The organism is Beduini massiliensis (assembly GCF_000829905.1).
GTDB lineage: Bacteria > Bacillota_I > Bacilli_A > Erysipelotrichales > Coprobacillaceae > Beduini > Beduini massiliensis.
Genome location: NZ_CDPP01000006.1, coordinates 327,786 through 352,703, shown reverse-complemented (window position 1 = coordinate 352,703; position 24,918 = coordinate 327,786). Strand labels below are relative to the sequence as shown.

Genomic DNA, 24,918 nt, shown 5'->3' with positions numbered 1-24,918 from the left:
TTTTCTATGTAGAAAGCAGATTACAAACTTTCTTGTTTTTTACGTTTATAAACAGTGAGTAAACATAGCGTTATAGAGATACTCAATAAGGTAATAAAGACATTGATGTTTGTTGTATCCCCTGTTTTAGGACCATCAGTAGGTGTATTAGGTGTTAATAATATATCATTCGGTTTTGAGGGGTTATCAGGAATAACAGGGGTGTTAGGCATTGTTATAAGTGTATTTGTAATTTGGAAATTTCCATTCTTATCGGTTTCAATATTTACTGTATATCCATTTGGAATATCTATTTCTTTAATGGAATACTGGATTTGTTTTCCTTCTGAGTATTTTGGAAGATTTGACCACGTATAAGACCAATAATTATCCGAATTCAATGTTACAATGTCTCCAATCTCTTTATCATCTGCATATAACTGAACCAATACTTGTGACGGACGCATTTTATCTTGATCGTTGTGGTCATCCCATATTTTTGTAACTGTTTTTTCTAAAACAGCAGGAATATGAGTATTCGTGAGGATGAAATCGCCATCTTGATTTATCTCAATTAAATTCGTATAACCATCTGGAATAATCATTTCTTTTATCGAATATGTAATATCTTTACCGCCTTCACTTTTTGCAAGATTTAACCATGTATAAGACCACTGGTTATCTGAATTTAGTATTACAATATCTCCCATCTCTTTATGATTTGCGTAAAGCTGTACAAATATTTCATTTGGACGAATTCCGTCTTGATTATGGTTATCCTCCCATACTTTTGTTACTGTTTTTGTAGTTTCAATCTTAAATAGTCCTAAGTGCTGATAATCTTTATTATAAACTCTAATGTTTTCGTCTTTCATTTCTCCTAGTGTTGGCATCGTAATATTTTGTATATCAGCCGCAATCATTTGTCCATTATTGTCTAATATTGCATCTGCTTTAGAATTAATTTTATTATCTCCAACATTTTTGACGGTTAGAGAGTAATCTAATAAATGAATAGGAATACCATTTTGATCTTTAAATTCAATTCGGTATGTACCAGAAGGAAGCTTTTCAAACTTATATTCTCCTTGCTGGTTTGTTTGAGTGATACATGGATTTCCTAGAACATCGCTTGCTAATTCTTCTATACCTGTAATAGGGTTGATATGATATAAGTTTACGATTAATCCTGCAACTCTTATTTCTGATGGATTAATTTCCCCATCTTGATTATCATCAATCCATGCAATCCCAGATAAATTGCGCTCAACGACTTCAGCTTTTGCAATCGGGGTGGATAAATTAATATTCCCGTCGGCTTTCATAGAAGCACTATTTGCATATACATCTTTTCCATGATTATCGCTAGTATGTAAAGTAATATCCAGTACATATTGAGTTAATGTAGGGAGGGTCCCTTGTAATAAAATGGCTTTTGTATCATTTGGCAATTCATAATACTTATAGTCGTCTTTTTCAGATGTAGGATCTACTTTAATAAAGGCATCTATATCCATATTATCTAATGTCATCAAACGTGCATCCTCATCTTTTGATATGTATAATTCTATGCTGGAAGGCGCTGTTAGTTTTGCACTTGTTGTGTAAGACCCACTAAAATTGCTTCCGGTACTATCTCCATTAAATGGAAGTATATCCAGCATTTTGTAATTCCTATAATCTAAGGCATCTGTATTGGTGAAGGCAATCCTATATCTTACGTCTTTATCTACCTCAACTAAAGGATCTAATGCCTGTTTGGATAGATTTAATGATTTATTTACAACTAGAATTGCTTGTACAGTGGATTTGTTTGGATGTGATGTCCATTCTGAGCTAAAACTTCTGTAATCTCCATCAGCAGAAATAAATGATGTATTAGTGACTGTATGTGTGAGTTCTTTTAAATCTATATTTTTAAAATTTAACTCAGCATTAAAGGTGATTTTTGGTAAGGCTTCTCCTGTTTTCACATTTTCTATAGTGAAAATAATCCTTGTAGTTCCATCTGCCTGCACTTCAATAACAGGTACAATTTCGTTGTCACCATAATAATATTTCGTATCTTCTGTAACTTTTAATTGTTTAGGCAAAATATCAATAATTTTCATTTCTCTTATTGTAGTGCCCTCTTTATCCTTTACTATATTTAATACGGGCTGTAATTGGTATGGCAGAAATGTAATACCGCTAGATAAATCAAAAGAAGAGTTTGCACTATCGATTTTCTTTTCTATTCCTGCTTCTATTCCTACAATTAACAAGGAGGCACCACGTATGTAAGAGGCATTGGCGGCACTACTATTTATCACTTGATGTTCATCATTGTACATCGCTTTTTCATAATTGTTATTTTCTCTAAGGTAATGACTAGGTTGATTAAGTTTTATATGATGACTGTTGTTTAATCGCGTATCAGTACTTGTGATATTTTTATCCTTATTGTAAAAGGCAATGGTGTGAATAGTTTGTGAGACACTATTTTCTTTTGCTGTACTTAATACGTCTACATTAAAACCAACGGTGTATTGAGCATTTTCATTCAAGTTTTCCATATTTCTTGATTCTGCTAATACAGCAACACAAACACCATTAGGATATTTTGCTTTTAAATCTGCCATTGATTTAAAATATTCCAAATCTTCTTCCTTAGTGGAAAGCATTTCTGCATCTGAATCCCATCCTTTTCCACCCGGTTTCGCTGCATAAAGTAATGTCGTATTACCGGGTACATTATTGCTTGTTGGAATCCCAGTTGAACTATTTTGACTTGGTTGAATGGCTTTATCGTCAATTCTCATTAATAGATTTATAGATTCCAATTCACTAATATAATCCCCGGCATAAGAAAATGCACCGACAACTTGGATGGCAGTACCTTTTAATGCATAAGCATCAAGTCCCATTCCGGCTTTGTCACTTGATAAGTTGTCCCCCCAAAACCTATTTTGTTGGTTCTCTTTAGCTAAATAGTGAAATAAACCATACTGTCCAGACATAATGGTTTCATAATCTTTTATTACAGTATCATTTTTTATATCTGTTTGATTTGTTGCTATCTGAGGGGTTCCGTTACCATCTTTGTAAGAAATACGCATGTCACTATCTGTTAATGTGAGGGCATATTTTTTATTTTCTGTACTAGAATTATCGATAGGAACCACGATTTCAAAGAATGCAGTAGATAAATATAAATTTCCCTGAGAAGGTGAAGGGCTTATTTGAGTACTTCCATTTCCTTTCATGGTAGGTGCATGGAGTTCTCCGTTATCTTTGTATAACATTGCACCTGAGACAGTTACGCTGATACTTCCATCTCCGTTTTGTTTAAATTCCCAGACACCACCGTTATTGACGGTATATGAATTTGCCGGATTGTTGGAATCGGTGAGTGGTAAAGAGCCAGCAAACAATCCTGTATCACTAGAACCATTGGTTAAATCACGTCCAAAGATACCTTCACTTCCTCTTTTATTTTCTTTATAATCCCATAAAAATGGTTTTGATGTTTGAAGCGTTCCGTTTTCACTGATTGCGGCATCAATTTTAAAAGAAATGGTATCTGTGGGTTCAGGAATGTAAATTCCTTTCATCCCCTTGTCACTATCGATTGCTTTTAAACGTACTGCAACCCCAAAATCCATTAATCTGCCATAAATAATGGCATCCATTTTATTAGGTGCATTATCAGTTCCGCTTTTAAAATCAAAATTACCTATACTTCCTAATTTATTTGCACTTACAAGTTCAATATCATACATTGGTACAGCTGAAATAATCATTTTCTCGCTGTCTTTTTTCATCTCTTTTTGCTGCCATTGTGTATCCCCTTCATTACTAATTTTTACTTTAAAAGTAGGGGTAACTTCTTCAAATTGATTCATCCCTTTAATATTGATTTCAATTGCTTTAGTTTCTGAAAAAGCTTGGAATCCTCCGGGTACTCCTTGATCATATGTATACGTTGTTTTACCTTTTAATACACATTTCCCGTTAATATCTTCTTGTGTAATATCTGTCATCCAATTAGATAATATTTGGGTATTAAATTCAGCAAACTTTTTTGATACATTTAGGGATAATTCAAAGTCAATTTCGACTTGCTTAGCATCTGTTGAAATTTCCCCGGAATATGTCATTTGATATTGCGCACTGTCGAATGATCGCACAATAGCATCAGTTGGTGAAGTATCATTTCCTGCTGAAGCAGTTTGATCAAAAGGCTTTGTTCCGGTACTTATCCTTTCGACTTTATCTAATTTAAAGCTCCTAATCTGTTCATTGTTTTTTGTATCAGATATTTCAGTATGCGTTTCAAAATCACTTTCGTCCTTTTTTTGGATATCAGTAGTTTCAAATGAAATGATGCTTTCTTTAGTATCTGTTGAATCAGTTGTTATCGTCTTTTGACTATACTTAACAATAAAATTCTTTTTGCCGTTTTCAAACACCACAAAATTTATGGGAGTTTGAGAGTATGCCAATGAATTTCCATCTGGAAGTATGACTTCCTGTATGATGATATTGTCTTTCTCATGTAATGTTAATGTTACTTTTTCCTCTGTCTGTTCTTCATTTAGTTTTTGTTCTAACGAGTAATAGAATCCTTCTGTTTCTTGTTTAGATGTATCTTCAGCAAAGACTAAATTCGTTGGAGTCAATGCTGTGATTGCCATAACCACTGTCAGCATGAATGTTAAAAGTTGTTTTCTAATTTTCATCTCTTTTCTTCCCTTCCTTTATGATGAAGTGCTTTCTAATAAATCTTGCACTGTGATGGAAGATAACTTCGCTTCTAATTCATTTTGCAGAGTACAATAGAAATTTCGGACAGGACAACTTTCTGTAGCGAAACGGCTGCAAAATTTATCTTCTTCCAGACATCTATTGATTTTTGTTGTATTTTCCATTACTTGAATGATCGTTAATAAAGAAATTTCTTTTGGGGACTTCGTTATACTAAAACCGCCCTGAATCCCAATGTGAGTATTCGTAATTCCCGCTTTTTTAAGTTGTCGTATAATTTTTAATACTGCATTTTGAGAGATTCCCATCTTTTCCGATATTTCTGCAGATGAAACAACTTCTTTTTTTAGTGAAAGATAAATAACTATACGAATAGCATAGTCGGTTGTAAGATTTAATTGCATGTTTATCCTCCTTTCTTTTTAATTCAAACCAGACTATCGCAGGGTTTCTTTTTAACTGAAATTTAACAGGGAATATTTTTTGAAATGCCATACTCACCTGTTATCTGAAATTTCTATAATATAATGTATTGTGGCAAATGGACGATAAATCAGACTTTTTGTGACATTAGTAATATAATATCAATGAGGCAGATTATAGGGTTTTTAAAGGATAAACGACTAAAAATAGATTGGCACTAAAAGTCTACAATAAATGCCAAAAATCTCCGTTTTATAAAGTTTTTGCATCATTGCTGAGGTAGTAATCCAGCCAACGTGAAAATGTCGTATGACTGATATTGAGTCGTCTTGCAGCCTCTCGTTTACTGATTTTAGACATTTGCCATGCGGCTGCAATCTCATAAAAATTATCCGGAAGAGGTTGTTTTGGTCTGCCAAAGTGTACTCCTCTTTTTTTCGCTTCTTTGATCCCTTCCATTTGTCGTTGATGAATATTTTCACGTTCTATCTGTGCGACGTAAGATAAGATTTGTAAAACTAAGTCAGCAATAAATTTTCCGGTAATACCATTTATTTGATTTCTTGTATCTAAAAGGGGAAAATCAAGAACGATAATATCTATATCCTTTTTTCTAGTTAGATAATGCCACTGTTCAATAATTTCATCATAATTTCTACCTAGTCGATCAATGGATTTAATGTAAAGTTCATCTCCGAATTTAAGTCTGCGAACCAATTTTTGATATTTAGGGCGATTGAAATCCTTGCCAGATAATTTGTCTACGAAGATTTTCCTTACAGATATTCCTGCCATATTCATTGCTGCCATCTGACGATCAATATTTTGATCTTTGCTCGATACCCTCACATAGCCATATTTTTGCTTCATTTTTGTTGTCCTCCTATACTTAATATCAACTTCTAATTATAAGGTAAAAGAACAGTGAGTTTAATGAAAAAAGACCATTATATTATGGAATAATGGTCTTAATGATTATGGTATTTAAAAAGATTTTTTCGTTAATTGTTGGTTTAGCAAGGAAAACAAAAATAACGAAATTACCTAATGACAGATAATTTCGTTATTTACGTTTTTTTACTTATCTTGGAAAGACGACAAACAATCCATACGTTCTTTAATACGCACTTTATTTTCTTCATTCAGTGCTCTGAAGCCCTGAAGAATTTCATATTCATCTTCGCGAAGTTGAATCCATGTATCATTCTTTATAATTGGTGCCGGATTATCCGTTTTACCAAGCAAATAGTCAGTTGAAGTATCTAAACGAGTAGCAATTTCTCCAAGCACATCCGCTTTTGGAACATTGATATCATTTTCATATTTAGATAACATTGACTTTGTTATACCTACAGACTTCGCTAAAGAAATTTGCGTAATATTTAATTCTTGTCGTAATCCAACGATTCTTGACCCTAATTTCTTCATTTTATACCCTCATTTTTTTTAAAAACTTTAAATATATTATATACGATTCATGTAGAAAATACGATAAAATCTCTAAACTTGTATAAAAATAAATTATTTGTTTCTTTTTTTCCTTTATTATCGTAGTTTCTGTTAGCTATTTGGAAACAATAGCATACACCAAACTAATATTAACACTAAATATTTTATTGGTACAGTCTTATTATGGTTCAAAATTATAAAGTTACTTTTAAGAATTGAAATTTTTATTATTTTTTTGTTCAAATATTATAGATATGGTATGATAAAGATATATATAAATTATAAATACGGGGAGAATAATATGGACATATTAGAAAGGTTAAAATTTTATGAGCCATTGTTTAATCAATGGAACGTGGATGAAATCATCACTTGTGAAGGTGATATTGCCTGGTGCAAAGTAAAAATCGAAGGCATCAGTGAGACTCAAACAAAGTTATTAAAAGTAAAAACATTAATGGCGACCGATAGTGACGATAATGATCAGAAAATGAATGAACTTGATAAAGCGTATAAACAAGTATTAAGCAATTATGAAATAGAGGATCTTGACTTTACAAATACGCCGTACATCAATGAAGAACATTATTATATAGAAGAAGAGGATCGTATTTTAGGAATGGATATCTGCTTTTTAATGAAGGAAGATGAGATTCTTGTAGAAGCAGAAGAAATGCCATCTACACCGGAAGGAATCTATGAATTAGGTTTAAAATATTTTTATGGAAATGGAAAGCTGCATGATGAAATTAAAGCTGCGGAACTGTTTAAACAAGCGGCAGTCTTAGGATTTCCCCCTGCTCAATGTATTTTAGGATATTGCTATGAAATGGGGCAGGGAGTAAGTGAAGACCTATCCGAAGCGATTCATTGGTATACGATTTCAGCCAATAATGGGGATGATGTCGGACAATGTAATCTAGCGTATTGTTATGAAGTGGGACGTGGCGTAGAAAAAGATTTTGAAGAAGCGGTGAAATGGTATCAAGCTTCAGCAAAACAAGGGTATGCACGCGCTTTATGTAATTTAGGGCATTGTTATGAATATGGCATTGGGATCGAAAAAGATTATCAAAAAGCTTTTGACTATTATACAAAAGCAGCAGAAAAAAACTTTACACCGGCTAAATGGTGTATTGGTGCCTGCTATGAATTTGGAATTCATGTTAATCCTGATCCGGAAAAATCATTTGAATGGTATTTAAAAGCGGCTGAAGATGGTTATGACAGAGCACAGTTCAATGTAGCATACTGCTATGAATTTGGAGAAGGGATTGAACAAAATATAGATGCCGCCATCGAATGGTATGTGGCTGCCAGCAATCAAGACTATGCACCTGCCTTATGCAATTTAGCTTATTGTTATGAAAATGGCAGTGGCGTAGAAAAAGATATTCAAAAGGCAAACGAACTTTATGAACGTGCCGCTTATCAAGGCTATCCAAGAGCGATGTATAATCTTGCTTATAACTATGAAAATGCGATTGGCTTAGAAGAAAATATTGAACGTGCAGTAACCCTGTATCATCAGGCAGCGGAAGCAAATTATCCGCAGGCACAATGTAAATACGGATATTGTTTGGAAGTTGGATTTGGGGTTGAAAAAGATGAAGCTTTGGCGTGTGATTATTATCGCCGTGCAGCTATGCAGGGAGATCCGGTCGGAGCATGCAACTTAGGCTATTGTTATGAAAATGGAATCGGTGTCGAAAGAAATGCAGACGAAGCCTTTAAATATTATGAACAATCTGCTAAAGAGGGTTATCCCCGTGGATTAGCGAATCTGGGTTATTTCTATGAAGTGGGGTTAGGCTGTAAGGAGGATTCGCAAATTGCGGTGTCTTTATATCGCCAAGCAGCAGAACAAGGATATGCCGTCGCACAGTGTAACTTAGGGTATTGCTATGAAGTGGGTATTGGGGTGGAAATCAACTATGATGAAGCCTTCAAATATTATGATATGGCAGCTCAGCAGGGGTATCCGCGTGCCATTTCTTGCCTTGGTTACTGTTATGAAGCGGGGCAAGGATGTGAGCAGGATGAGAAAAAGGCCACAGATTATTATCGGCAAGCTTCTGATCTTGGGTATCCGGTGGCACAGTGTAACTTAGGCTATTGCTATGAAGTGGGAATCGGTGTTGAAGAAGATGCTGCGCAGGCTGTTCATTTTTATCAGTTAGCGGCAAATCAAGGGTATCCAAGAGCACAATGCAATTTGGGATTATGTTATGAAGTAGGACGTGGAACGCCAAAAAATATGGAAGAAGCAGTGAAATGGTATATAGCTGCTTCCAATCAAAATTATCCGCGTGCCATGTATAATTATGCATGCTGTTTAGAAAACGGTGATGGTGTCGAAGCCAATATGGAAGAAGCTTTTGTTTGGTATAAAAAAGCTGCCGATGCAGGATTTGCCAGAGCTCAATGTGTAACTGGGTATTGCTATGAAATGGGAGAAGGGACAGCAAAAGACCTTGCCCAAGCTTTCCATTATTATACGTTATCGGCAGAAAACGATGATGCTGTCGGACAATGTAACCTAGGGTATATGTATGATTACGGAATTGGAACAGAAAAAGACATTAATCTGGCTTTTAAATGGTATCAAGCATCTGCTAAACAAGGCTATCCGCGTGCACAATGTAATTTAGGGTATTGTTATGAGGTAGGAGACGGTGTTGAAGCTGATCTTAAAACAGCTGCCGAATGGTATCAAAAGGCAGCCGATCAAGATGATATCAATGCATGTTGTAATCTCGGCGTGTTCTTTGAATTTGGAAAAGGTGTGGAACAGTCCTATGAAAAAGCGGTAGAATATTATCAAAAAGCCACTGATATGAACTCCGGCAGAGGAATGACGAATTTAGGGGTGATGTATGAAAATGGTTATGGTGTCGATAAAGACCCCAACAAAGCCGTCGAATTATATCGCCGTGCCTCTGATCTTGGCTATGCCAGAGCAACGTGTTTCTTAGGCTATTGTTATGAAACGGGTATCGGTGTCGAAGCGGATCTTAAACGTGCAGTCGAACTTTATCAAAGTTCCGCAGATGCGAAGTTCCCACAAGGTATTTATAATTTAGCTTGCTGCTACGACTTTGGTACCGGGGTGAAAAAAGATGAAGTAAAGGCAGTAGCCCTTTATCAAGAAGCTGCCGATTTAGGGCATGTAACCGCGATTAATAACTTAGGGGTTAACTATGAAAACGGAACCGGCGTAAAAAAAGACGAAGCAAAAGCGGTCGAACTTTATGCAAAAGCAGCTCGTCAGGGCAATCGCATTGCAAAAAGTAATCTAGGGCACTGCTATGAAAAGGGAATCGGTGTTGAAAAGGATTTAGATGAAGCAATTCGTTGGTATCAAGAAGCAGTAGATGCCGGTTACGAAGAAGCAGTTGAAAAACTGGAAAACGTAAAAAAAGAAAAAGCAGAACAAGAAAAGAATAAGAAAAAAGGACTCTTTGGTTTCCTTAAGAAATAGAATGACTGCCGTTAATTCGATAGTTTTTCTTTCGTTATCGATAGTAATTTAAAAAGATTCTTGGTATGATAGACAGGGTAGGAGGTAGGTTATGAGCAAAGCTTTCTTTTTTGATATAGATGGGACGCTGTTAGATACTCCGCATGGACTTATTGATATTTCACCAGTAAATAAAGCGGCTATTTTAAAACTTCAGCAGGAACATTTGGCATTTATTGCGACAGGAAGAACAAAGTGTTTTATTGTAAAGCCGATTCGAGATTTTCCTTTTAGTGGTTTTGTGACGTGTAACGGGGCTTATGTGGAATATAAAGGGAAATGTATTTTTAAGAAAAAAATCCCTCAGCAGGCGATCAGTGCATTGATTAATGTGTGTGATCAGTATGGCTTTGACTATTATATTGAAGGATATGACCATATTTATGTAAATGATAAAAATAGAAAAAGTATTCAAGATTTCAGCAGACGTTGGGAAATGGCACCTGAAACGATGATAGATGATTTTGATGAAGATCAGATCGAAGCCTATATTGCGATGATTAAAGTTCAAGATCCAAAAGAATTTGAGATTGTCTATCAATTATTGGGAGATCATTTTGATATCGCTCAGCATCCTAATCAGCTTTCTTTTGACCTTAATATCAAGGGAATCAATAAAGGGGTGGGAATTATTGAACTCACCAAAGCCTTAGCCATTGATATTAAGGAGACCTATGCTTTTGGTGATGGAAACAACGACCTTGAAATGCTGAGTGTGGTTGGTCATGGCATTGCGATGGGAAATGCAGTAGATGCCCTAAAGGAAATTGCTGAGCATATCAGCGAAGATGTGAGATCCGATGGGGTTGCAAAAGCACTGAAATATTATCAGTTTATATAAAAAAGGTTGGGTTTTCCAACCTTTTTACATATAGATCAATAAACCGACCATTCCACATAAACTCATCATTAAAATTGGATTGACTTTATATTTTCTTAATAAAAACAAGGCAGCACCAAATACCATCATTGCTAACAAATCCCCATGAATATAGGAATTTAAAGTGGAAGTGCCAAAAAAGGTCAGCAGTAAAATCGTAAAAGCAGCAGAGACGATTAAACCTAGTGACGTTGCTTTCAATGATTTAAGAATTTCAAAAATGTATTTGGAATGTTTGTATTTCTTGAAGAATTCATAAAGAAGTGTAGAAATAAGAATCCCACATAGAATACATCCTACAGTGGCAGCAATAGCACCGGGAATACCGGCAATCTGAATGCCGACAAACGTTGAAGTGTTTACAGCCAAGGGTCCCGGAGTCATTTGGGAAATTGTGATAATATCGGTAAATACTTTTTCACTGATCCATCCTTGATTTAAAACAACCTGCTGCTGAATTATCGGAATAATCGCATAACCGCCGCCGATACTGCATAGCCCGATTTTTAAAAAGGTCATAAAAAGATTAAACATGCTCTTGTCTCCTTCCAACGACAGACTGCATAAATAAAAAGACAACGCTGATGAAAGAACTGACAAGTAAGATCAGCATGACATTGATATTAAAAAAAGCATTGGCAATAAAAGCGGCAGGAACGAACAGATTTAATAATACTGATTTTTCTTCTAAGATCATTTTATACATATCCATAATTAAATCAACGATCAAAGCGGCAACCCCTGCCTGCATGCCTTTTAAGATAGCAGCAATGTAAAGGTTATTAGAAAAAGCGACATACCAGGTGGATATAAAGCTAAGAATAATGATAGGAGGAAGAATGGAACAGATACCGCTAATCAGGATACCAATCCAGCCGGCAGTGCGTTTTCCGGCTAAGATCGTTAAATTGATGGCAATCGCTCCCGGAGAAGATTGAGCAACGGCAGCCATTTCCATCAGTTCTTCTTCACTAAATAGATTCTTTTGTTCGATAAAGTATTTTTGAATCATGGGAATGACTACATAGCCACCGCCAAAAGTAAATGTGCTGATAAATAGATTGATATAACATAACCATAAATAAAAACGAATTTTCTCTTTCATAGAACTCCCTTCTTTGTATACAAGCTTTATTATAAAAGTTGCTTAGCCATTTGTGAAATGATAATATAAGGGCATAGACATGAATAAAATTCATGATAAAAGGAGTTTCATATGAACCTTAAACATTACATTATTTTTAGAGAAGTAGCAAAAACAGAAAACTTTACACGTACTGCTGAAAATCTGTTTTTAACACAGTCTGCTATCTCTCATGCGATGAAAGAATTAGAAAGCAAAGTCAATACACCTTTATTTGAACGAATGCATAAGAGCGTAAAACTGACCAAAAGCGGAGAATTGCTTTTAAAAGAAATTTTACCTTTGCTTGAGGAAATGGAACGTCTGGAATCACGTCTGGGTGAATTGAAAGATGCCACGCCTTTAACGATTTCCAGTTGTATAACTTTTGCTCAAATTTGGCTTCCCCACTGCATACAGAAATTTCAAAAGGAATATCATACCAAAGTACAAGTAGAAATCAACAGTGCCGCCTTGGCATTAAAGGCATTGCGGGAGGGGAAAGTGGATGTTGCTTTTATTGAAGGGGCACTGCCGTCACAAGCCTTTTTAACGACTCCGATTTTGAGCTATGAAATTGGAGCCTATACTTCTTTTGATGCACACATCCCTCATGAATTATCTTTAAAAGAACTGCTCGCTCATCGCTTGTTGTTAAGGGAGAGAGGCAGTGCTGTGCGTGAAACATTTGAATCGGTCGTGACCTTGGCAGGGTATCAGTTGTTTGCTGAATGGGTCAGTGTCGATTCGCAAACTTTGAAAGAAGCGGCAAAAATGGGACTTGGGATTGCGATATTGCCAAAAGTCTTGGTTTTACAAGAATTAAAAGAGAAGTCATTAGCAGAAGTGAAGATTACCGGTTTAAACATGAGCAATCCGATTACGATGGTGATGAACAAAAATAAAAAAATGACGCCAATACTAGAAGCATTTTGTACGAATATATCGCATGATATCTTGTTATAATAAGGTGAAAAGGAGAATAGAATAGGATGGAGTATAAAACCATTACAGCGAAAGAAGCAAAAGAAATGATCGATCATGAGCAAGTGACGATTGTCGATGTTCGTGAAGCAGATGAATATGCAGTGTCTCATATATCCGGTTCAATCTTATTGCCATTAGGAACAATCTCACAAACTGCTATGACTTATTTAAAAGATCCAAATGAAAAGATTTTGGTTTATTGCCGCAGTGGCAAAAGAAGTGCTGTGGCATGCGAGCAGTTAGAAAAAATAGGATATCAAAATGTGTATAACTTTGGCGGCATTTTAGATTGGCCTTACAACACGAATCAATAAGGATCGCAGACAGCGATCTTTTTTATTAACGAAATGGTGATGCTGACAACAGTACTTTGGCTTTAGGGGCGGGAAAAAGACTTTAAAAAAAATGAAATAAATGGTTCTGTTATGAAAGGGTTTTCGCTTATAAATGAATATAATTTATGCCATTTTGATTGTAAAAAAAGTGTAAAATTTTGAAAAAAATGTTCTTTTGGGGATATCCTTTAAAAATACAAAAAAGTATGGTAAAATCAAGATAAATAAGAGCTAGTTTGATTTACATTTCACGGGGTTTAAAAAAATTTTTTAAGTGTAAGCGCTTAATGTCAAAAAGGAGGTAAAAAAGCTATTGTATTTTTTTTCACAAGATGATAAACTACGTGTGTAAATCAAATTAAATATTTCACAAAAAACATACGGAGGTGTGATCATGGCAGAAAAAAAAGTTGCCAAAGTAGAAGAAATGACAAATGAACAAGTGGATGCTTATGTAGATGGTCTGGTAAGCAAAGCCTTAGTTTCATTAGAAAAATTTAGACGTTTAGATCAAGATGCAGTAGACTATATCGTTGCGAAATGTTCAGTTGCTGGATTAGATCAACACGGTGTTTTAGCAGAAGCTGCTATTAAAGAAACAGGGAGAGGGGTATTTGAAGACAAAGCCGTTAAAAACTTATTTGCCTGCGAATACGTAAACTCTAACTTACGTCATTTAAAAACAGTAGGAATCATCAATGAAGATCCACTAACTGGAATCACTGAAATCGCTGAACCAGTTGGGGTAGTATGTGGAATCATCCCAACAACAAACCCAACTTCAACCGTTATCTTTAAATCATTAATCGCTTTAAAAACTAGAAACCCAATCATCTTCTCATTCCATCCATCTGCTCAACAATGTTCTAAGTTAGCAGCTATTTGCATGAGAGATGCCGCAGTGGCAGCCGGAGCTCCGGAAGATTGTATTCAATGGTTGGATTTACCAACGCCATCAATGTATGCTACTACTTCATTAATGAATAATGATGGTATCGCAACAATCTTGGCAACAGGTGGTAACGCAATGGTTAAGGCTGCTTACTCTTGTGGTAAGCCGGCATTAGGTGTAGGGGCTGGAAACGTGCCTGCATACTTAGAAAAAACTTGTAATATCAAACGTGCAGTAAATGACGTGATCTTATCAAAATCTTTCGATAACGGAATGATCTGTGCATCTGAACAAGCTGCAATCATCGATCATGAAATCTATGATGAAGTGATCAATGAAATGAAACGCTTTAAAGTATATTTTGTAAATGATAAAGAAAAAGAAGCTTTAGAAAAATATATGTTCGGATTTGCTGCTAACTCTGAAGGTGTTGAAAACGCTAAATTAAATCCAAATATTGTTGGACATTCAGCTTATTCAATCGCTTTAGAAGCCGGAGTAAAAGTACCGGAAGATACACAGATTCTTTGTGCAGTATGTAGTGAAGTAGGACCAAAAGAACCTTTAACTAGAGAAAAATTATCTCCGGTATTGGCTATCTTAAAAGCTGATTCTACAGAAGATGGTATTGCAAAAGCGGCAGCGATGGTTGAATTCAACGGTTTAGGACACTCTGCAGCTATCCATACTCAAAATCATGATGTAACAATCGAATTCGGTAAAGCTTGTAAAGCAATCCGTATCATCGAAAATGCTCCATCTACATTCGGAGGAATCGGTTCAGTTTACAATGCTTTCATTCCTTCATTAACATTAGGATGTGGATCTTATGGTAGAAACTCAGTTTCTAATAACGTAAGTGCCATCAACTTATTAAATATTAAGAGAGTAGGGAGACGTAACAACAATATGCAATGGGTTAAACTTCCACCAAAAATCTATTTTGAAAAGAACTCAATCAAATATTTGATTGATATGAAAGAAATGGAAAAAGCTATGATCGTCACTGACCGTGGTATGTATAATTTAGGTTATGTAGCTAAAATTGAAGATGCGATCAAGAGAAGAAGAAATAAAGTAGATATCGAATTATTCTTTGATGTTGAACCAGATCCAAGTGTTGATACTGTACAAAAGGGTGTTGAATTAATGAACAAATTCAATCCTGATGTTATTATCGCGTTAGGTGGAGGTTCTTCAATGGATGCCGCTAAAGTTATGTGGTTATTACATGAACATCCGGAAGTAAACTTCGATGATATCAAACAAAAATTCATGGACATCAGAAAACGTGCATTCAAGTTCCCTGAATTAGGAAAGAAAACTAAATTGATCTGTATCCCAACAACTTCAGGTACAGGTTCAGAAGTAACACCATTTGCGGTTATTACTGATCGTAAAGAAAATAAAAAATATCCATTAACAGACTATGCATTGACACCAACAGTTGCAATCGTAGACCCAGAATTCGCAATGAGTATGCCTGCTTCTATCGCTGCTGATACTGGAGTTGACGTATTAACACATGCTGTTGAAGCTTATGTTTCTATCTTAGCTTCTGACTTTACTGACGGATGGGCTAAACAAGCGGTTAAATTAGTATTTGACTACTTGGAAAGATCAGTTAAAAACGGTAAAAACGATCCTGAAGCAAGAGAAAAAATGCATAATGCAGCGACTATCGCTGGTATGGCATTCGCTAATGCTTTCTTAGGTATGAACCACTCATTAGCACATAAGATCGGTGGAGAATTCCATGTACCTCATGGACGTACAAATGCGATTTTATTACCACATGTTATCCGTTACAACGGAACAGTGCCTACTAAATTAAACATTTGGCCTAAGATCGAAAACTACAAAGCAGATGTTAAATACATGGAATTAGCACAGTTAATCGGATTAAATCCTAAAACTCCTGCTGAAGGTGTAGAAATGTTTGCTCAAGCTTGTGATGAATTAACTGCAAAAGTTGGAATCCCTTCTAACTTCGCATCTCAAGGAATCAGCAAAGAAGATTGGGAAGAAGCAGTTCACAGAATCGCAATGAATGCTTACGAAGATCAATGTTCACCTGCAAACCCTAGAATGCCTATGGTTAAAGATATGGAACAAATCTTAAGATATACTTACAGCTATGAAAGAAAAGCGACTAAAAAATAATGTCTGAAATTGAAATAATCTGGGGATTAAACCTCAGATTATTTTTTTGCTTTTTATTTGGATTAGCCTGACATTATGATATACTATAAGGGTTAAGAAGGAGGCGCGTATGAAAATAAATAAACCATTCATCTTATACTTTATTTTATTTTTATCTACCCTTCTTTATCAAATCTTTGTTGCCATAAGTCCGGTCATCACATTTGGCGTAAAAGAAAAAATTATGATTGTGACACTGGGGATTTTATGGTTAAGCCTAAGCGTTTGGCAATTATTGAAAGAGTTAAAAGAGCGTTCACAAAAACGTAAGTTAATGACTGCCTTTATCTCGCTTGTTTTTGTTATTTATTTGGTTAATCTTATCTATGTCTTATTTTTTGATGGTGATTTTGGCAGAAGCATCACAGTACAAAATAATAAACTGTTATCCAATATGGTGGAAGGAATCAATTTGGAACCCTTTAAAATGATGAAAGATTATATGTTGGCATATCAAAACGGTCATATTTATTTATCTCATTTATTACTCAATGTGGTAGGGAACTTGATTGTTTTTGCTCCGATGGGAATCCTGCTGCCCACTTTATCGGATACGATGGATTCTTTCTTTCGTTTTCCGCTTTTTATGGCAACCACCATCATTTTAAGTGAATGTGCACAAGTGTATTTTAGTGTCGGGGTCGGGGATATCGATGATTTTATTTTAAATTTTACGGGAGTCATGATTGTCTTTTTAATCTATAAGATTCCATTTGTGAAGAAAGCATGGAAACATTTGCTTTATCGTGATTAATTATTATTATATAATAACTTTAAGGGGGGGAGAGCGATGAAGGATAAACGTTGGGAATCCTCTTCCATGGTCATCGGAGGAACATGTCTTGTTGTTTTAGGGATCAGTGTTATGATTATGCGGGCAACGTTTGCGATAACGATGATCGAACTCATCGCTTCCCTATTGATTATTGCCGGAGTATTTCAATTAGTGGCTTTAGTGATTGGTTCAAATGATGTCAAGAAATCAATATCTTTGACGACAGCTTTAGCCAGTATCGTTGCGGGAGAATTGATACAGCTGTTTCCAAAAGTGCCTGTTTCGTTGATTGTTATCTTATTTGGATTATATGGAATAATGACGGGAGTATTAAAACTCATTACTTATTTTATTTATCGTAAGGATCATGTAAAAGGTCGTCTGATCTTGTTATTAGATGCGCTCTTATTTATTGGCTTAGGGTTATCTTTGGTATTAACGCCATTTGCCAGAGTAGGACAATTGTTTTTGCTGTTGGGGCTGTACGCGGTATGTTTGGGATATACTTATGTGCGTGATGGTTTTGAACTGATCATTCCTAAAGCAACAAAAACAAAATATAAAAGAATGGTTCGCTTTAACCTGCCCATCTTCTTGGTGGCATTGCTGCCGTATCGTGCCTTGCAGGCAATCAATAAATATTTAGGCGAATACGATGATGATGGTGAAGTGACAGAGTTCGTAGAAAAGAAAGAAGAAGTGAATCCTGATATTGAGGTTTTTATCCATGTTACCCAAAATGGCTATGGTGCATTGGGACATGTTGATTTGTATTTTGATCATGAGATCATCTCTTATGGGAATTACGATCAGGATTCGTTTAAATTAATGGAATCGATCGGTGATGGTATTTTGTTTATTACAAGTAAAGAAAAATACATTCCCTTTTGTATTGAACACAGTAAAAAAACGTTATTTAGTTATGGATTAAAGTTAGATCAAGAACAATATAAAAATGTAAAAGCGAAGATCGATGAATTAAAATCAAGGTTAGTGCCTTGGGAGCCGCCGATCATGAAAGATCCCGAGCATCCGGAAAAGTATCAGGATTATGGAAGTCTGTTAGTAAAAGATTGTGACGCCAAACTATATAAGTTTAAATACAGCCGTTTTAAGACTTATTTTGTTATGAGTACAAACTGTGTTTTGTTGGCAGACAGCGTTCTAGGTAAAGCCGGAACCGATTTGTTGAATATTAACGGCATGATAACACCGGGAACTTATTACGATTATTTTGAACGTGAGTTCAAAAAAGAAGGCAGTTTCGTGGTAACACGTACAGTTTATAAATAATGGGGTGAGAAAAATGAAATTAGTCATTTTTATTCTCAACAATCCGGATTTGCAAGAAACGTTTTTAGGCAAGCTTTATAATGCCGGGATTCGTGGCGGTACAATTTTGGATAGTATGGGAATGGCAAAGAAGCAAACCGATTATCAAAATGAGGATTTAGTATCCGTATTAAAGCAGTTGTTTATTATTCCTCGTGATGCCAACAAGACGATGCTTTTTTGTATGGAAGAGGAAAAGATTGCGAAGTTTAAACAGATTGTAAATGAAGTAACAGGTGGATTGGACCAGCCTAATTCGGGAGTATTGATGATTTTGCCTCTCGATGAAGTTTATGGCAGTTTTATCACAAGAAAAGGACAATGCTAGATTGTCCTTTTTAAATGAGCTGATAATGAAGCAAGGCATTGGCAATCCCATCATCATCAACATCTGTGGTGATATATTCGACATGACTGAAAATACGTGGATCACTGTTTTTCATAGCGACACTATGCTGGCAGTATTCAAGCATGGAAAGATCGTTTGTACTGTCACCAAAACAATAGGTATGTTCATGGCTGATGTTCATCGCATTCATCAGAAATTGAATACCGGTTGCTTTTGTAAAGCCGTGCGGAACACATTCACCAAAGTCATGAGCACGTTCAATATAATCAAAATAAGGCAGCATCTCTTTTTGAAAGGCTGAAAAATTACTGTGTTCATCATGCCAGAAAGTAAATTTGTCAAAATGGATATCAGGATCATCCCAAGTATGCTGAGTATCCATGCCCATTGCCGTGTAGTTGTTTTTTATTTTGGCGACACGCGGATGTTGATTATGTGGGTCATAGTAGACAGCATCTTTGCCTTCTAATAAAGCAGAAATCTGATGCTTTCTTAAAGAGGGGATAATGTGATCGATTATTTCCGGGGAAATTTCCTGATGAAACAGGATCTGCTGATGAAACTCAATGTAAGTACCACAGCCACATAAAATCCCATCATAGTTTAAGTCTTTGATGTCTTGGGAGATGGACGCATAGGGACGGCCGGTATTAATAAACACAAGATGCCCATTAGCTTGTGCTTGTCTTAATGCCGCTCTGGCACTAAGCGGTACTTCATGAGTCGTTTCGCTCAATAATGTGCCATCAATATCAAAGAATAATAGCTTCTTCATTATTATAAAACCTTTTCTACATTTTTCATTGCTGATTTATAGGCATCGATGACTTGATCACACCACTGATCAAACTCGGCATCTGCTTGTTTTAATTCAGGATGCTTTTCCATGTAATCAAGATACATAGCTAATCCTTTTTCAATAGGAATGGCACAATCAAAGTCAGGAGCGATCTGTTTGATCTTTGTTGTATCAAAAAGATGTGAAAACTGCTTATCCCCTTGAATGCTTTCTCCTAATGAATACTTTTTGCTTTTAGAAAGCAGGTCGGTGGTGATGTAGATCGGTTTGAAAGGAACATTTAATAATTTCGCTAAATATTGATAAATCATGTTCCAACTGACGTGTTCATCGGAAACAATCTGATAGGCCTCGTTGATTGTATTTGGATTTCCCACTAAGGGAATAAATCCCTTGGCAAAATCATCGGCATGGGTACATGTCCATAAGCTGTTTCCGTCGCCATGAATGATAACTTCTTTTTCTTCCGACATTCTTTTGATTACACTATAGCAGTTCTTTCCCTTGATACTTAAAGGAATACGATCATTGGAATAGGTTTGGGAAGGACGAACGATCGTGATCGGGAACCCTTGTTCTTGATAGGCTTTTCTGAAAATTTCCTCACAAGCTTGCTTGCCTTGACCATAGTGAGAATAACGATTCCCAAGTGGATGCTCTTCATTAAAGCAAACAGCACCGTCATGGTTATAAGTCACGACTGTTGAAATGAAAATAAACTGTTTCGTTTTTCCTTTAAATAATGCAATATTATCATAGGCTTGGGCAGGTGTGAATAAAATGAAATTAATGACAGTATCAAATGTCATTTCTTTGATTAAAGAAGCAATCGCTTCTTTATCATGGATATCCCCGACTAATGGAATAATGTTGGGGTGCAGGCGCTCATTATGATGACCGCGGTTTAAGACATAGACTTCATTGTGTGTGTGTTTTGCTAAAGCATTGGTGATTGGGGTACTGATTGTACCGGTACCACCGATAATTAATATTTTCATGCTGTTACCTCCATATCAATAGTAACAAAGATGGATTGATTTTAAAATAAAATTTATATATAATAAGGAAAAAGTGGAAAGAGGGTTGAAAAATGTATAAAATCATAAAAAAAGAGAAATTAAACGATGTCGTTGAATTGATGGAAATTAAGGCACCTCATGTATCACGTAAATGTCTTGCTGGACAGTTTATCATATTAAGAGTAAGTGAAGATGGCGAAAGGATTCCGTTAACGATTGCTGATTTTGATCGTGAAAAAGAAACGGTAACGATTATTTATCAGATTGTCGGGTATTCTACGGCACAATTAGCGAAGCTGAATGAAGGGGATGAACTTCAAGATTTTGCCGGACCTTTAGGAGTTCCAACCGTTTTATCCAAACATCAGCATGTGATTGGTGTTGCTGGTGGCGTTGGTGCTGCACCGCTGTATCCACAGTTAAAAGCATTGCATGATATGGGAGTGAAAGTGGATGTTATTATCGGGGGAAGAAGTAAAGAATATATTTTATGGAAAGAGAAATTTGAACCTATCTGCGAACACGTTTATATTGCGACAGATGATGGATCAGCAGGGACAAAGGGATTTGTTACTACAGTACTTCAGGAACTGTTAGATAAGAACGAAACATTTGATGAAGTCATTGCGATCGGACCTGTACCAATGATGAAAGCAGTCGTGAATGTGACACGTCCTTATCAAATCAAAACATCGGTATCATTAAATCCGATTATGATTGATGGGACCGGAATGTGCGGCTGCTGTCGTGTCAGTGTAGACGGAAAGATTAAGTTTGCATGTGTTGATGGTCCTGATTTTGATGGAATGTTAGTAGATTTTGATGAATTGATCAATCGTCAGCGTATGTTTAAATCTGAGGAACAGCATATCTGTCACCTCACTATGGAGGAAAGATAAGATGCCAAACATGTCATTGAAAAAAGTCAAGATGCCTGAACAAGAGGCAGATGTACGTAATAAAAACTTTAAGGAAGTTGCTTTGGGATATACTTTGGAACAGGCTCAAGAAGAGGCAACACGCTGTTTAAACTGTCGTCATAAACCTTGTATGAATGGGTGTCCGGTAGGAGTACCAATTCCCGAATTTATCCAGCATGTAGCACAGGGGGATATCGAAGCGGCATATCATACCATTAAACGTGAAAATGCCTTGCCGGCTATTTGCGGACGTGTATGCCCACAGGAAAATCAATGTGAGGGAAAATGTGTTCGTGCGATTAAGGGTGAAGCTGTAGGAATCGGACGTTTGGAACGTTTTGTTGCCGATTATCATATGGCATTAAATAAAGAAGAAACAGTTGAGATCGAAAAGAATCATCATAAAGTTGCAATCGTGGGTTCCGGTCCGGCGGGAATTACTTGTGCCGGGGAATTAGCAAAACGTGGCTATGATGTGACGGTATTTGAAGCATTGCATGAGACCGGCGGTGTATTGGTTTACGGTATTCCGGAATTCCGTTTACCTAAAGCGCTTGTTGCAAAAGAAGTGGATAACGTTAAAAAACTAGGGGTTCATGTTGAAACGAATGTAATCGTCGGACGTTCAATCACAATCGATGAATTAAAAGATGAGGGGTATGAAGCGATCTTTGTTGGATCCGGTGCCGGACTGCCGCGTTTTATGGGGATTCCCGGAGAGAATTTGAATGGGGTATATGCGGCTAACGAATTTTTGACACGTGTCAATTTAATGAAAGCCTATCAGTTTCCAAATCATCCAACCCCTGTTAAAATCGGGGAAAAAGTGGCAGTAATCGGTGGCGGAAATGTCGCTATGGATGCTGCCAGAACAGCGAAACGTCTTGGTGCAAAAGAAGTTTATATTGTTTATCGTCGTGGTGAAGAAGAACTGCCAGCCAGAAAAGAAGAAATCCATCATGCCAAAGAAGAAGGCATCATTTTTAAACTATTAAATAACCCAATTGCGATTCATGGCGAAGACGGTTGGGTAAAGTCAATGGAATGTGTGGAAATGACATTGGGAGAACCGGATGCGTCTGGAAGAAGACGTCCGGTTGAAAAAGAAGGCAGTGAATTTTTATTGGAAGTAGGCACTGTTATTGAAGCAATCGGTCAAAGTCCTAACCCTTTGATTCGTCAGACAACGCCGGGATTAGAAACACAAAAATGGGGCGGAATCATCGTTGAAGAAGAAACCATGGCAACCAGTAAAGACGGGGTTTATGCCGGTGGAGATGTTGTCACTGGAGCGGCAACTGTTATTTTAGCGATGGGGGCTGGAAAAAATGCAGCCAAAGCAATCGATGAAGCATTAAGTAAAAAATAATCGAGATACGTATAGTATGTTTTGAAGAGACCCAAGAGTGATTTGTGATTCATAAGACTATATATTGGAGACAGCGGTTACTTTTGAATACGCTGTTCCCTTATGTTCAGAATTTAAAACTGTATAAAAATGATTTCCTATGCTTATGTGGGAGCTGATAAAGAGTACGTGCTTCTGATTGGGGGAATTATCTATTTATTTGGATTTTCCTATCAATATATCAGTTAAAAACAATGCCTTACGTAGTTGAATGAAAAAACATTTGGTAATTCAAGCTGATACTATCGAGCATAAAGTTAGATTAATTTCTAACTTTTTTTGTTTATCTTGTTGACAAACCTAATAGTGCGTGTTATTGTATTAGTGTATTAATACAGTAGGAGGGAAACTATGGAAAACGAATTAATTAAAATAGAAGATCTTTCCATGATGTATGGAAAGAAAATCGCTTTAACCAATATTTCTTTAAGTCTTAAATCAGGAAAGATTATTGGCTTATTAGGACCGAATGGTTCGGGGAAAACAACTTTAATCAAAATATTAAACGGATTATTAAAGGCATATAACGGGAATGTATTGATTGATGGACAACCCATTGGTGTTCATTCAAGAGAGATAATCTCTTATTTGCCGGATGAATCTTATTTCTTAGACTGGATGCACGCTAAAGATGCATTAAACATGTTTAGGGAACTGTATTCCGACTTCCAATATGCTCATTGCATAGAGTTGATGACCCGCTTTAATTTAACACCGGAAATGAAAATCAAATCCATGTCAAAAGGGATGAGAGAAAAATTTCAATTATGTTTGGTCATGTCACGAAAAGCAAAGATTTATATCTTGGATGAACCGATTGCAGGGGTCGATCCGGCAGCCAGAGAAGTCATTTTAGATGTGATATTAAATAACTATGCAGAAGATGCCTTAGTTATTATCTCTACCCATTTAATTAGTGATTTGGAAACGATCTTTGATGAAGTTGTCTTTATCAAAGAGGGGAAATTGATTATGCATGAAAATACGGAGACATTGAGAAATGATCGTCATATGTCTATCGATGAATTGTTTAGGGAGGTATTCAAATGCTAAAATTATTAAAATATGAACTGATTGGTTCTTATCGCCAATACTTATTAACTTTTGTGATTTACTTGCTGCTTTGTTGTGCGACACCGTTCTTACCGGCTGTCATCAATCAATTCTTAAGTGGTTTATTGATGGTGGCGTTATTTGGAATTGTGATTTCAATCTTTGTGAATATCGTTCAGCACTTTTCACGCTCAATGTTCAGCCGTCCCGGATATCTGACATTAACGCTGCCGGTATCATCTAAAGAACTTGTCTTTTCTAAAATGATCGGGGCATTGATTTGGACTTTTGCCGCTTTCTTCATTTTAGGATTAGGATTGATGATCTTGATGATGTTGATTGCTGACTTCTCATTTGGGGATATCTTTACTGCTATTAACCAATTTTGTTATTATATCTCTCTTTATCCGGGAGCTGTGGTTCGATCACTTATTGCCGCTTTAACTTCTACTTTGGCAATGATTGCTTCTTTCTATTTTACGATTACCTTTGTGCATACTAAATATGTAACAAAGAATCGAGTATTAATTGGTGTAGGTGGGTATATTCTTGGACTTTTAGCTTTAGGATTTATTATGGATTCATCACTGTTCTATGGGTTAATTAATTCATTGAATGGAACATCACTTTATATCTTTAATATCTTTATCAACGCTGTATTTCTTGTGGTATTCTTTGTTGGAACAACATATTTAATCGACAATAAATTACAAATTGAATAGCGAGG

The 24,918-nt window shown here is 36.1% G+C and carries 20 protein-coding genes; 12 read left to right on the top strand and 8 right to left on the bottom strand.

Features of this window, described 5'->3' with window-relative positions:
- Nucleotides 1–20 precede the first annotated feature (20 nt).
- The 4 genes from BN1225_RS14170 to BN1225_RS11785 all read right to left on the bottom strand — a co-directional run bounded on the left by BN1225_RS14170 (nt 21) and on the right by BN1225_RS11785 (nt 6,576).
- Entirely contained in the window at nt 21–4,700 is a 4,680-nt protein-coding gene (locus BN1225_RS14170; RefSeq protein ID WP_052466618.1) for a Cna B-type domain-containing protein, read from the bottom strand.
- A gap of 18 nt (nt 4,701–4,718) precedes the next feature.
- Nucleotides 4,719–5,129, bottom strand: a complete 411-nt coding sequence (locus BN1225_RS11795) for an RrF2 family transcriptional regulator (protein WP_041140013.1) — start codon at nt 5,127–5,129, stop codon at nt 4,719–4,721.
- A 271-nt stretch (nt 5,130–5,400) separates the two neighbouring features.
- The gene (locus tag BN1225_RS11790; protein WP_041140012.1) at nt 5,401–6,018 is read right to left on the bottom strand and encodes a recombinase family protein; all 618 of its coding nucleotides are present in this window, start codon (nt 6,016–6,018) and stop codon (nt 5,401–5,403) included.
- A 207-nt stretch (nt 6,019–6,225) separates the two neighbouring features.
- Nucleotides 6,226–6,576 carry a helix-turn-helix domain-containing protein gene (locus BN1225_RS11785; protein WP_052466617.1) on the bottom strand — a complete coding sequence of 117 codons (351 nt, stop codon included), beginning with the start codon at nt 6,574–6,576 and terminating at the stop codon, nt 6,226–6,228.
- A 322-nt stretch (nt 6,577–6,898) separates the two neighbouring features.
- Here BN1225_RS11785 and BN1225_RS14800 point away from each other — a divergent pair, with 322 nt between their 5' ends.
- On the top strand, nt 6,899–10,078 hold the full coding sequence (locus tag BN1225_RS14800; protein ID WP_052466614.1) for an SEL1-like repeat protein: 3,180 nt from the start codon (nt 6,899–6,901) through the stop codon (nt 10,076–10,078).
- Nucleotides 10,079–10,169: 91 nt separating this feature from the next.
- A complete protein-coding gene (locus BN1225_RS11775; RefSeq protein ID WP_041140011.1) occupies nt 10,170–10,958 on the top strand; it encodes a Cof-type HAD-IIB family hydrolase in 789 nt (262 codons plus the stop codon).
- A gap of 24 nt (nt 10,959–10,982) precedes the next feature.
- On the opposite strand, the gene BN1225_RS11770 is transcribed toward BN1225_RS11775, so the two are convergent.
- Complete coding sequence (locus BN1225_RS11770) at nt 10,983–11,531, bottom strand: chromate transporter (protein ID WP_041140010.1); 549 nt, start codon at nt 11,529–11,531, stop codon at nt 10,983–10,985.
- On the bottom strand, nt 11,524–12,102 hold the full coding sequence (locus tag BN1225_RS11765; protein WP_041140009.1) for a chromate transporter: 579 nt from the start codon (nt 12,100–12,102) through the stop codon (nt 11,524–11,526). Before BN1225_RS11765 ends, BN1225_RS11770 begins: the two co-directional genes overlap by 8 nt.
- Before the next feature lie 111 nt (nt 12,103–12,213).
- Between BN1225_RS11765 and BN1225_RS11760 the strand changes: the two genes are divergently transcribed.
- The 6 genes from BN1225_RS11760 (at nt 12,214) to BN1225_RS11735 (ending at nt 18,971) form a co-directional block, all read left to right on the top strand.
- Nucleotides 12,214–13,086, top strand: coding sequence for a LysR family transcriptional regulator (locus tag BN1225_RS11760; RefSeq protein WP_041140008.1), 873 nt, complete (start codon nt 12,214–12,216; stop codon nt 13,084–13,086).
- 26 nt (nt 13,087–13,112) lie between these two features.
- A complete protein-coding gene (locus BN1225_RS11755) occupies nt 13,113–13,421 on the top strand; it encodes a rhodanese-like domain-containing protein (protein WP_041140007.1) in 309 nt (102 codons plus the stop codon).
- 415 nt (nt 13,422–13,836) lie between these two features.
- Complete coding sequence (adhE, locus tag BN1225_RS11750) at nt 13,837–16,497, top strand: bifunctional acetaldehyde-CoA/alcohol dehydrogenase (protein WP_041140006.1); 2,661 nt, start codon at nt 13,837–13,839, stop codon at nt 16,495–16,497.
- Between the two features lie 109 nt (nt 16,498–16,606).
- Nucleotides 16,607–17,290, top strand: coding sequence for a VanZ family protein (locus tag BN1225_RS11745; RefSeq protein WP_041140005.1), 684 nt, complete (start codon nt 16,607–16,609; stop codon nt 17,288–17,290).
- 36 nt (nt 17,291–17,326) lie between these two features.
- Nucleotides 17,327–18,604 (top strand): DUF308 domain-containing protein, encoded by a 1,278-nt coding sequence (locus BN1225_RS11740; RefSeq protein ID WP_052466612.1) that lies wholly within the window; start codon nt 17,327–17,329, stop codon nt 18,602–18,604.
- Between the two features lie 13 nt (nt 18,605–18,617).
- Entirely contained in the window at nt 18,618–18,971 is a 354-nt protein-coding gene (locus tag BN1225_RS11735) for a hypothetical protein (RefSeq protein ID WP_041140004.1), read from the top strand.
- Between the two features lie 10 nt (nt 18,972–18,981).
- Here the strand turns inward: BN1225_RS11735 and BN1225_RS11730 are convergent, their stop codons facing one another.
- Together BN1225_RS11730 and BN1225_RS11725 are read right to left on the bottom strand one after the other, a co-directional pair.
- The gene (locus BN1225_RS11730; protein ID WP_041140003.1) at nt 18,982–19,767 is read right to left on the bottom strand and encodes a Cof-type HAD-IIB family hydrolase; all 786 of its coding nucleotides are present in this window, start codon (nt 19,765–19,767) and stop codon (nt 18,982–18,984) included.
- 2 nt (nt 19,768–19,769) lie between these two features.
- On the bottom strand, nt 19,770–20,789 hold the full coding sequence (locus BN1225_RS11725) for an NAD-dependent epimerase/dehydratase family protein (protein WP_041140002.1): 1,020 nt from the start codon (nt 20,787–20,789) through the stop codon (nt 19,770–19,772).
- Nucleotides 20,790–20,881: 92 nt separating this feature from the next.
- Here BN1225_RS11725 and BN1225_RS11720 point away from each other — a divergent pair, with 92 nt between their 5' ends.
- The 4 genes from BN1225_RS11720 (at nt 20,882) to BN1225_RS11705 (ending at nt 24,913) form a co-directional block, all read left to right on the top strand.
- Nucleotides 20,882–21,709, top strand: coding sequence for a sulfide/dihydroorotate dehydrogenase-like FAD/NAD-binding protein (locus BN1225_RS11720; RefSeq protein WP_041140001.1), 828 nt, complete (start codon nt 20,882–20,884; stop codon nt 21,707–21,709).
- A gap of 1 nt (nt 21,710) precedes the next feature.
- Nucleotides 21,711–23,099 (top strand): NADPH-dependent glutamate synthase, encoded by a 1,389-nt coding sequence (gene gltA, locus BN1225_RS11715; RefSeq protein WP_041140000.1) that lies wholly within the window; start codon nt 21,711–21,713, stop codon nt 23,097–23,099.
- A 390-nt stretch (nt 23,100–23,489) separates the two neighbouring features.
- Nucleotides 23,490–24,191, top strand: coding sequence for an ABC transporter ATP-binding protein (locus BN1225_RS11710; RefSeq protein ID WP_041139999.1), 702 nt, complete (start codon nt 23,490–23,492; stop codon nt 24,189–24,191).
- Nucleotides 24,185–24,913 (top strand): hypothetical protein, encoded by a 729-nt coding sequence (locus tag BN1225_RS11705; RefSeq protein ID WP_041139998.1) that lies wholly within the window; start codon nt 24,185–24,187, stop codon nt 24,911–24,913. Before BN1225_RS11710 ends, BN1225_RS11705 begins: the two co-directional genes overlap by 7 nt.
- Nucleotides 24,914–24,918 lie beyond the last annotated feature (5 nt).

Bases quoted from the DNA above. Each gene is read 5' to 3' on its own strand.
- BN1225_RS14170 (WP_052466618.1), bottom strand. From the start codon at position 4,700: ATGAAAATTAGAAAACAACTTTTAACATTCATGCTGACAGTGGTTATG.
- BN1225_RS11795 (WP_041140013.1), bottom strand. From the start codon at position 5,129: ATGCAATTAAATCTTACAACCGACTATGCTATTCGTATAGTTATTTAT.
- BN1225_RS11790 (WP_041140012.1), bottom strand. From the start codon at position 6,018: ATGAAGCAAAAATATGGCTATGTGAGGGTATCGAGCAAAGATCAAAAT.
- BN1225_RS11785 (WP_052466617.1), bottom strand. From the start codon at position 6,576: ATGAAGAAATTAGGGTCAAGAATCGTTGGATTACGACAAGAATTAAAT.
- BN1225_RS14800 (WP_052466614.1), top strand. From the start codon at position 6,899: ATGGACATATTAGAAAGGTTAAAATTTTATGAGCCATTGTTTAATCAA.
- BN1225_RS11775 (WP_041140011.1), top strand. From the start codon at position 10,170: ATGAGCAAAGCTTTCTTTTTTGATATAGATGGGACGCTGTTAGATACT.
- BN1225_RS11770 (WP_041140010.1), bottom strand. From the start codon at position 11,531: ATGTTTAATCTTTTTATGACCTTTTTAAAAATCGGGCTATGCAGTATC.
- BN1225_RS11765 (WP_041140009.1), bottom strand. From the start codon at position 12,102: ATGAAAGAGAAAATTCGTTTTTATTTATGGTTATGTTATATCAATCTA.
- BN1225_RS11760 (WP_041140008.1), top strand. From the start codon at position 12,214: ATGAACCTTAAACATTACATTATTTTTAGAGAAGTAGCAAAAACAGAA.
- BN1225_RS11755 (WP_041140007.1), top strand. From the start codon at position 13,113: ATGGAGTATAAAACCATTACAGCGAAAGAAGCAAAAGAAATGATCGAT.
- adhE (WP_041140006.1), top strand. From the start codon at position 13,837: ATGGCAGAAAAAAAAGTTGCCAAAGTAGAAGAAATGACAAATGAACAA.
- BN1225_RS11745 (WP_041140005.1), top strand. From the start codon at position 16,607: ATGAAAATAAATAAACCATTCATCTTATACTTTATTTTATTTTTATCT.
- BN1225_RS11740 (WP_052466612.1), top strand. From the start codon at position 17,327: ATGAAGGATAAACGTTGGGAATCCTCTTCCATGGTCATCGGAGGAACA.
- BN1225_RS11735 (WP_041140004.1), top strand. From the start codon at position 18,618: ATGAAATTAGTCATTTTTATTCTCAACAATCCGGATTTGCAAGAAACG.
- BN1225_RS11730 (WP_041140003.1), bottom strand. From the start codon at position 19,767: ATGAAGAAGCTATTATTCTTTGATATTGATGGCACATTATTGAGCGAA.
- BN1225_RS11725 (WP_041140002.1), bottom strand. From the start codon at position 20,789: ATGAAAATATTAATTATCGGTGGTACCGGTACAATCAGTACCCCAATC.
- BN1225_RS11720 (WP_041140001.1), top strand. From the start codon at position 20,882: ATGTATAAAATCATAAAAAAAGAGAAATTAAACGATGTCGTTGAATTG.
- gltA (WP_041140000.1), top strand. From the start codon at position 21,711: ATGCCAAACATGTCATTGAAAAAAGTCAAGATGCCTGAACAAGAGGCA.
- BN1225_RS11710 (WP_041139999.1), top strand. From the start codon at position 23,490: ATGGAAAACGAATTAATTAAAATAGAAGATCTTTCCATGATGTATGGA.
- BN1225_RS11705 (WP_041139998.1), top strand. From the start codon at position 24,185: ATGCTAAAATTATTAAAATATGAACTGATTGGTTCTTATCGCCAATAC.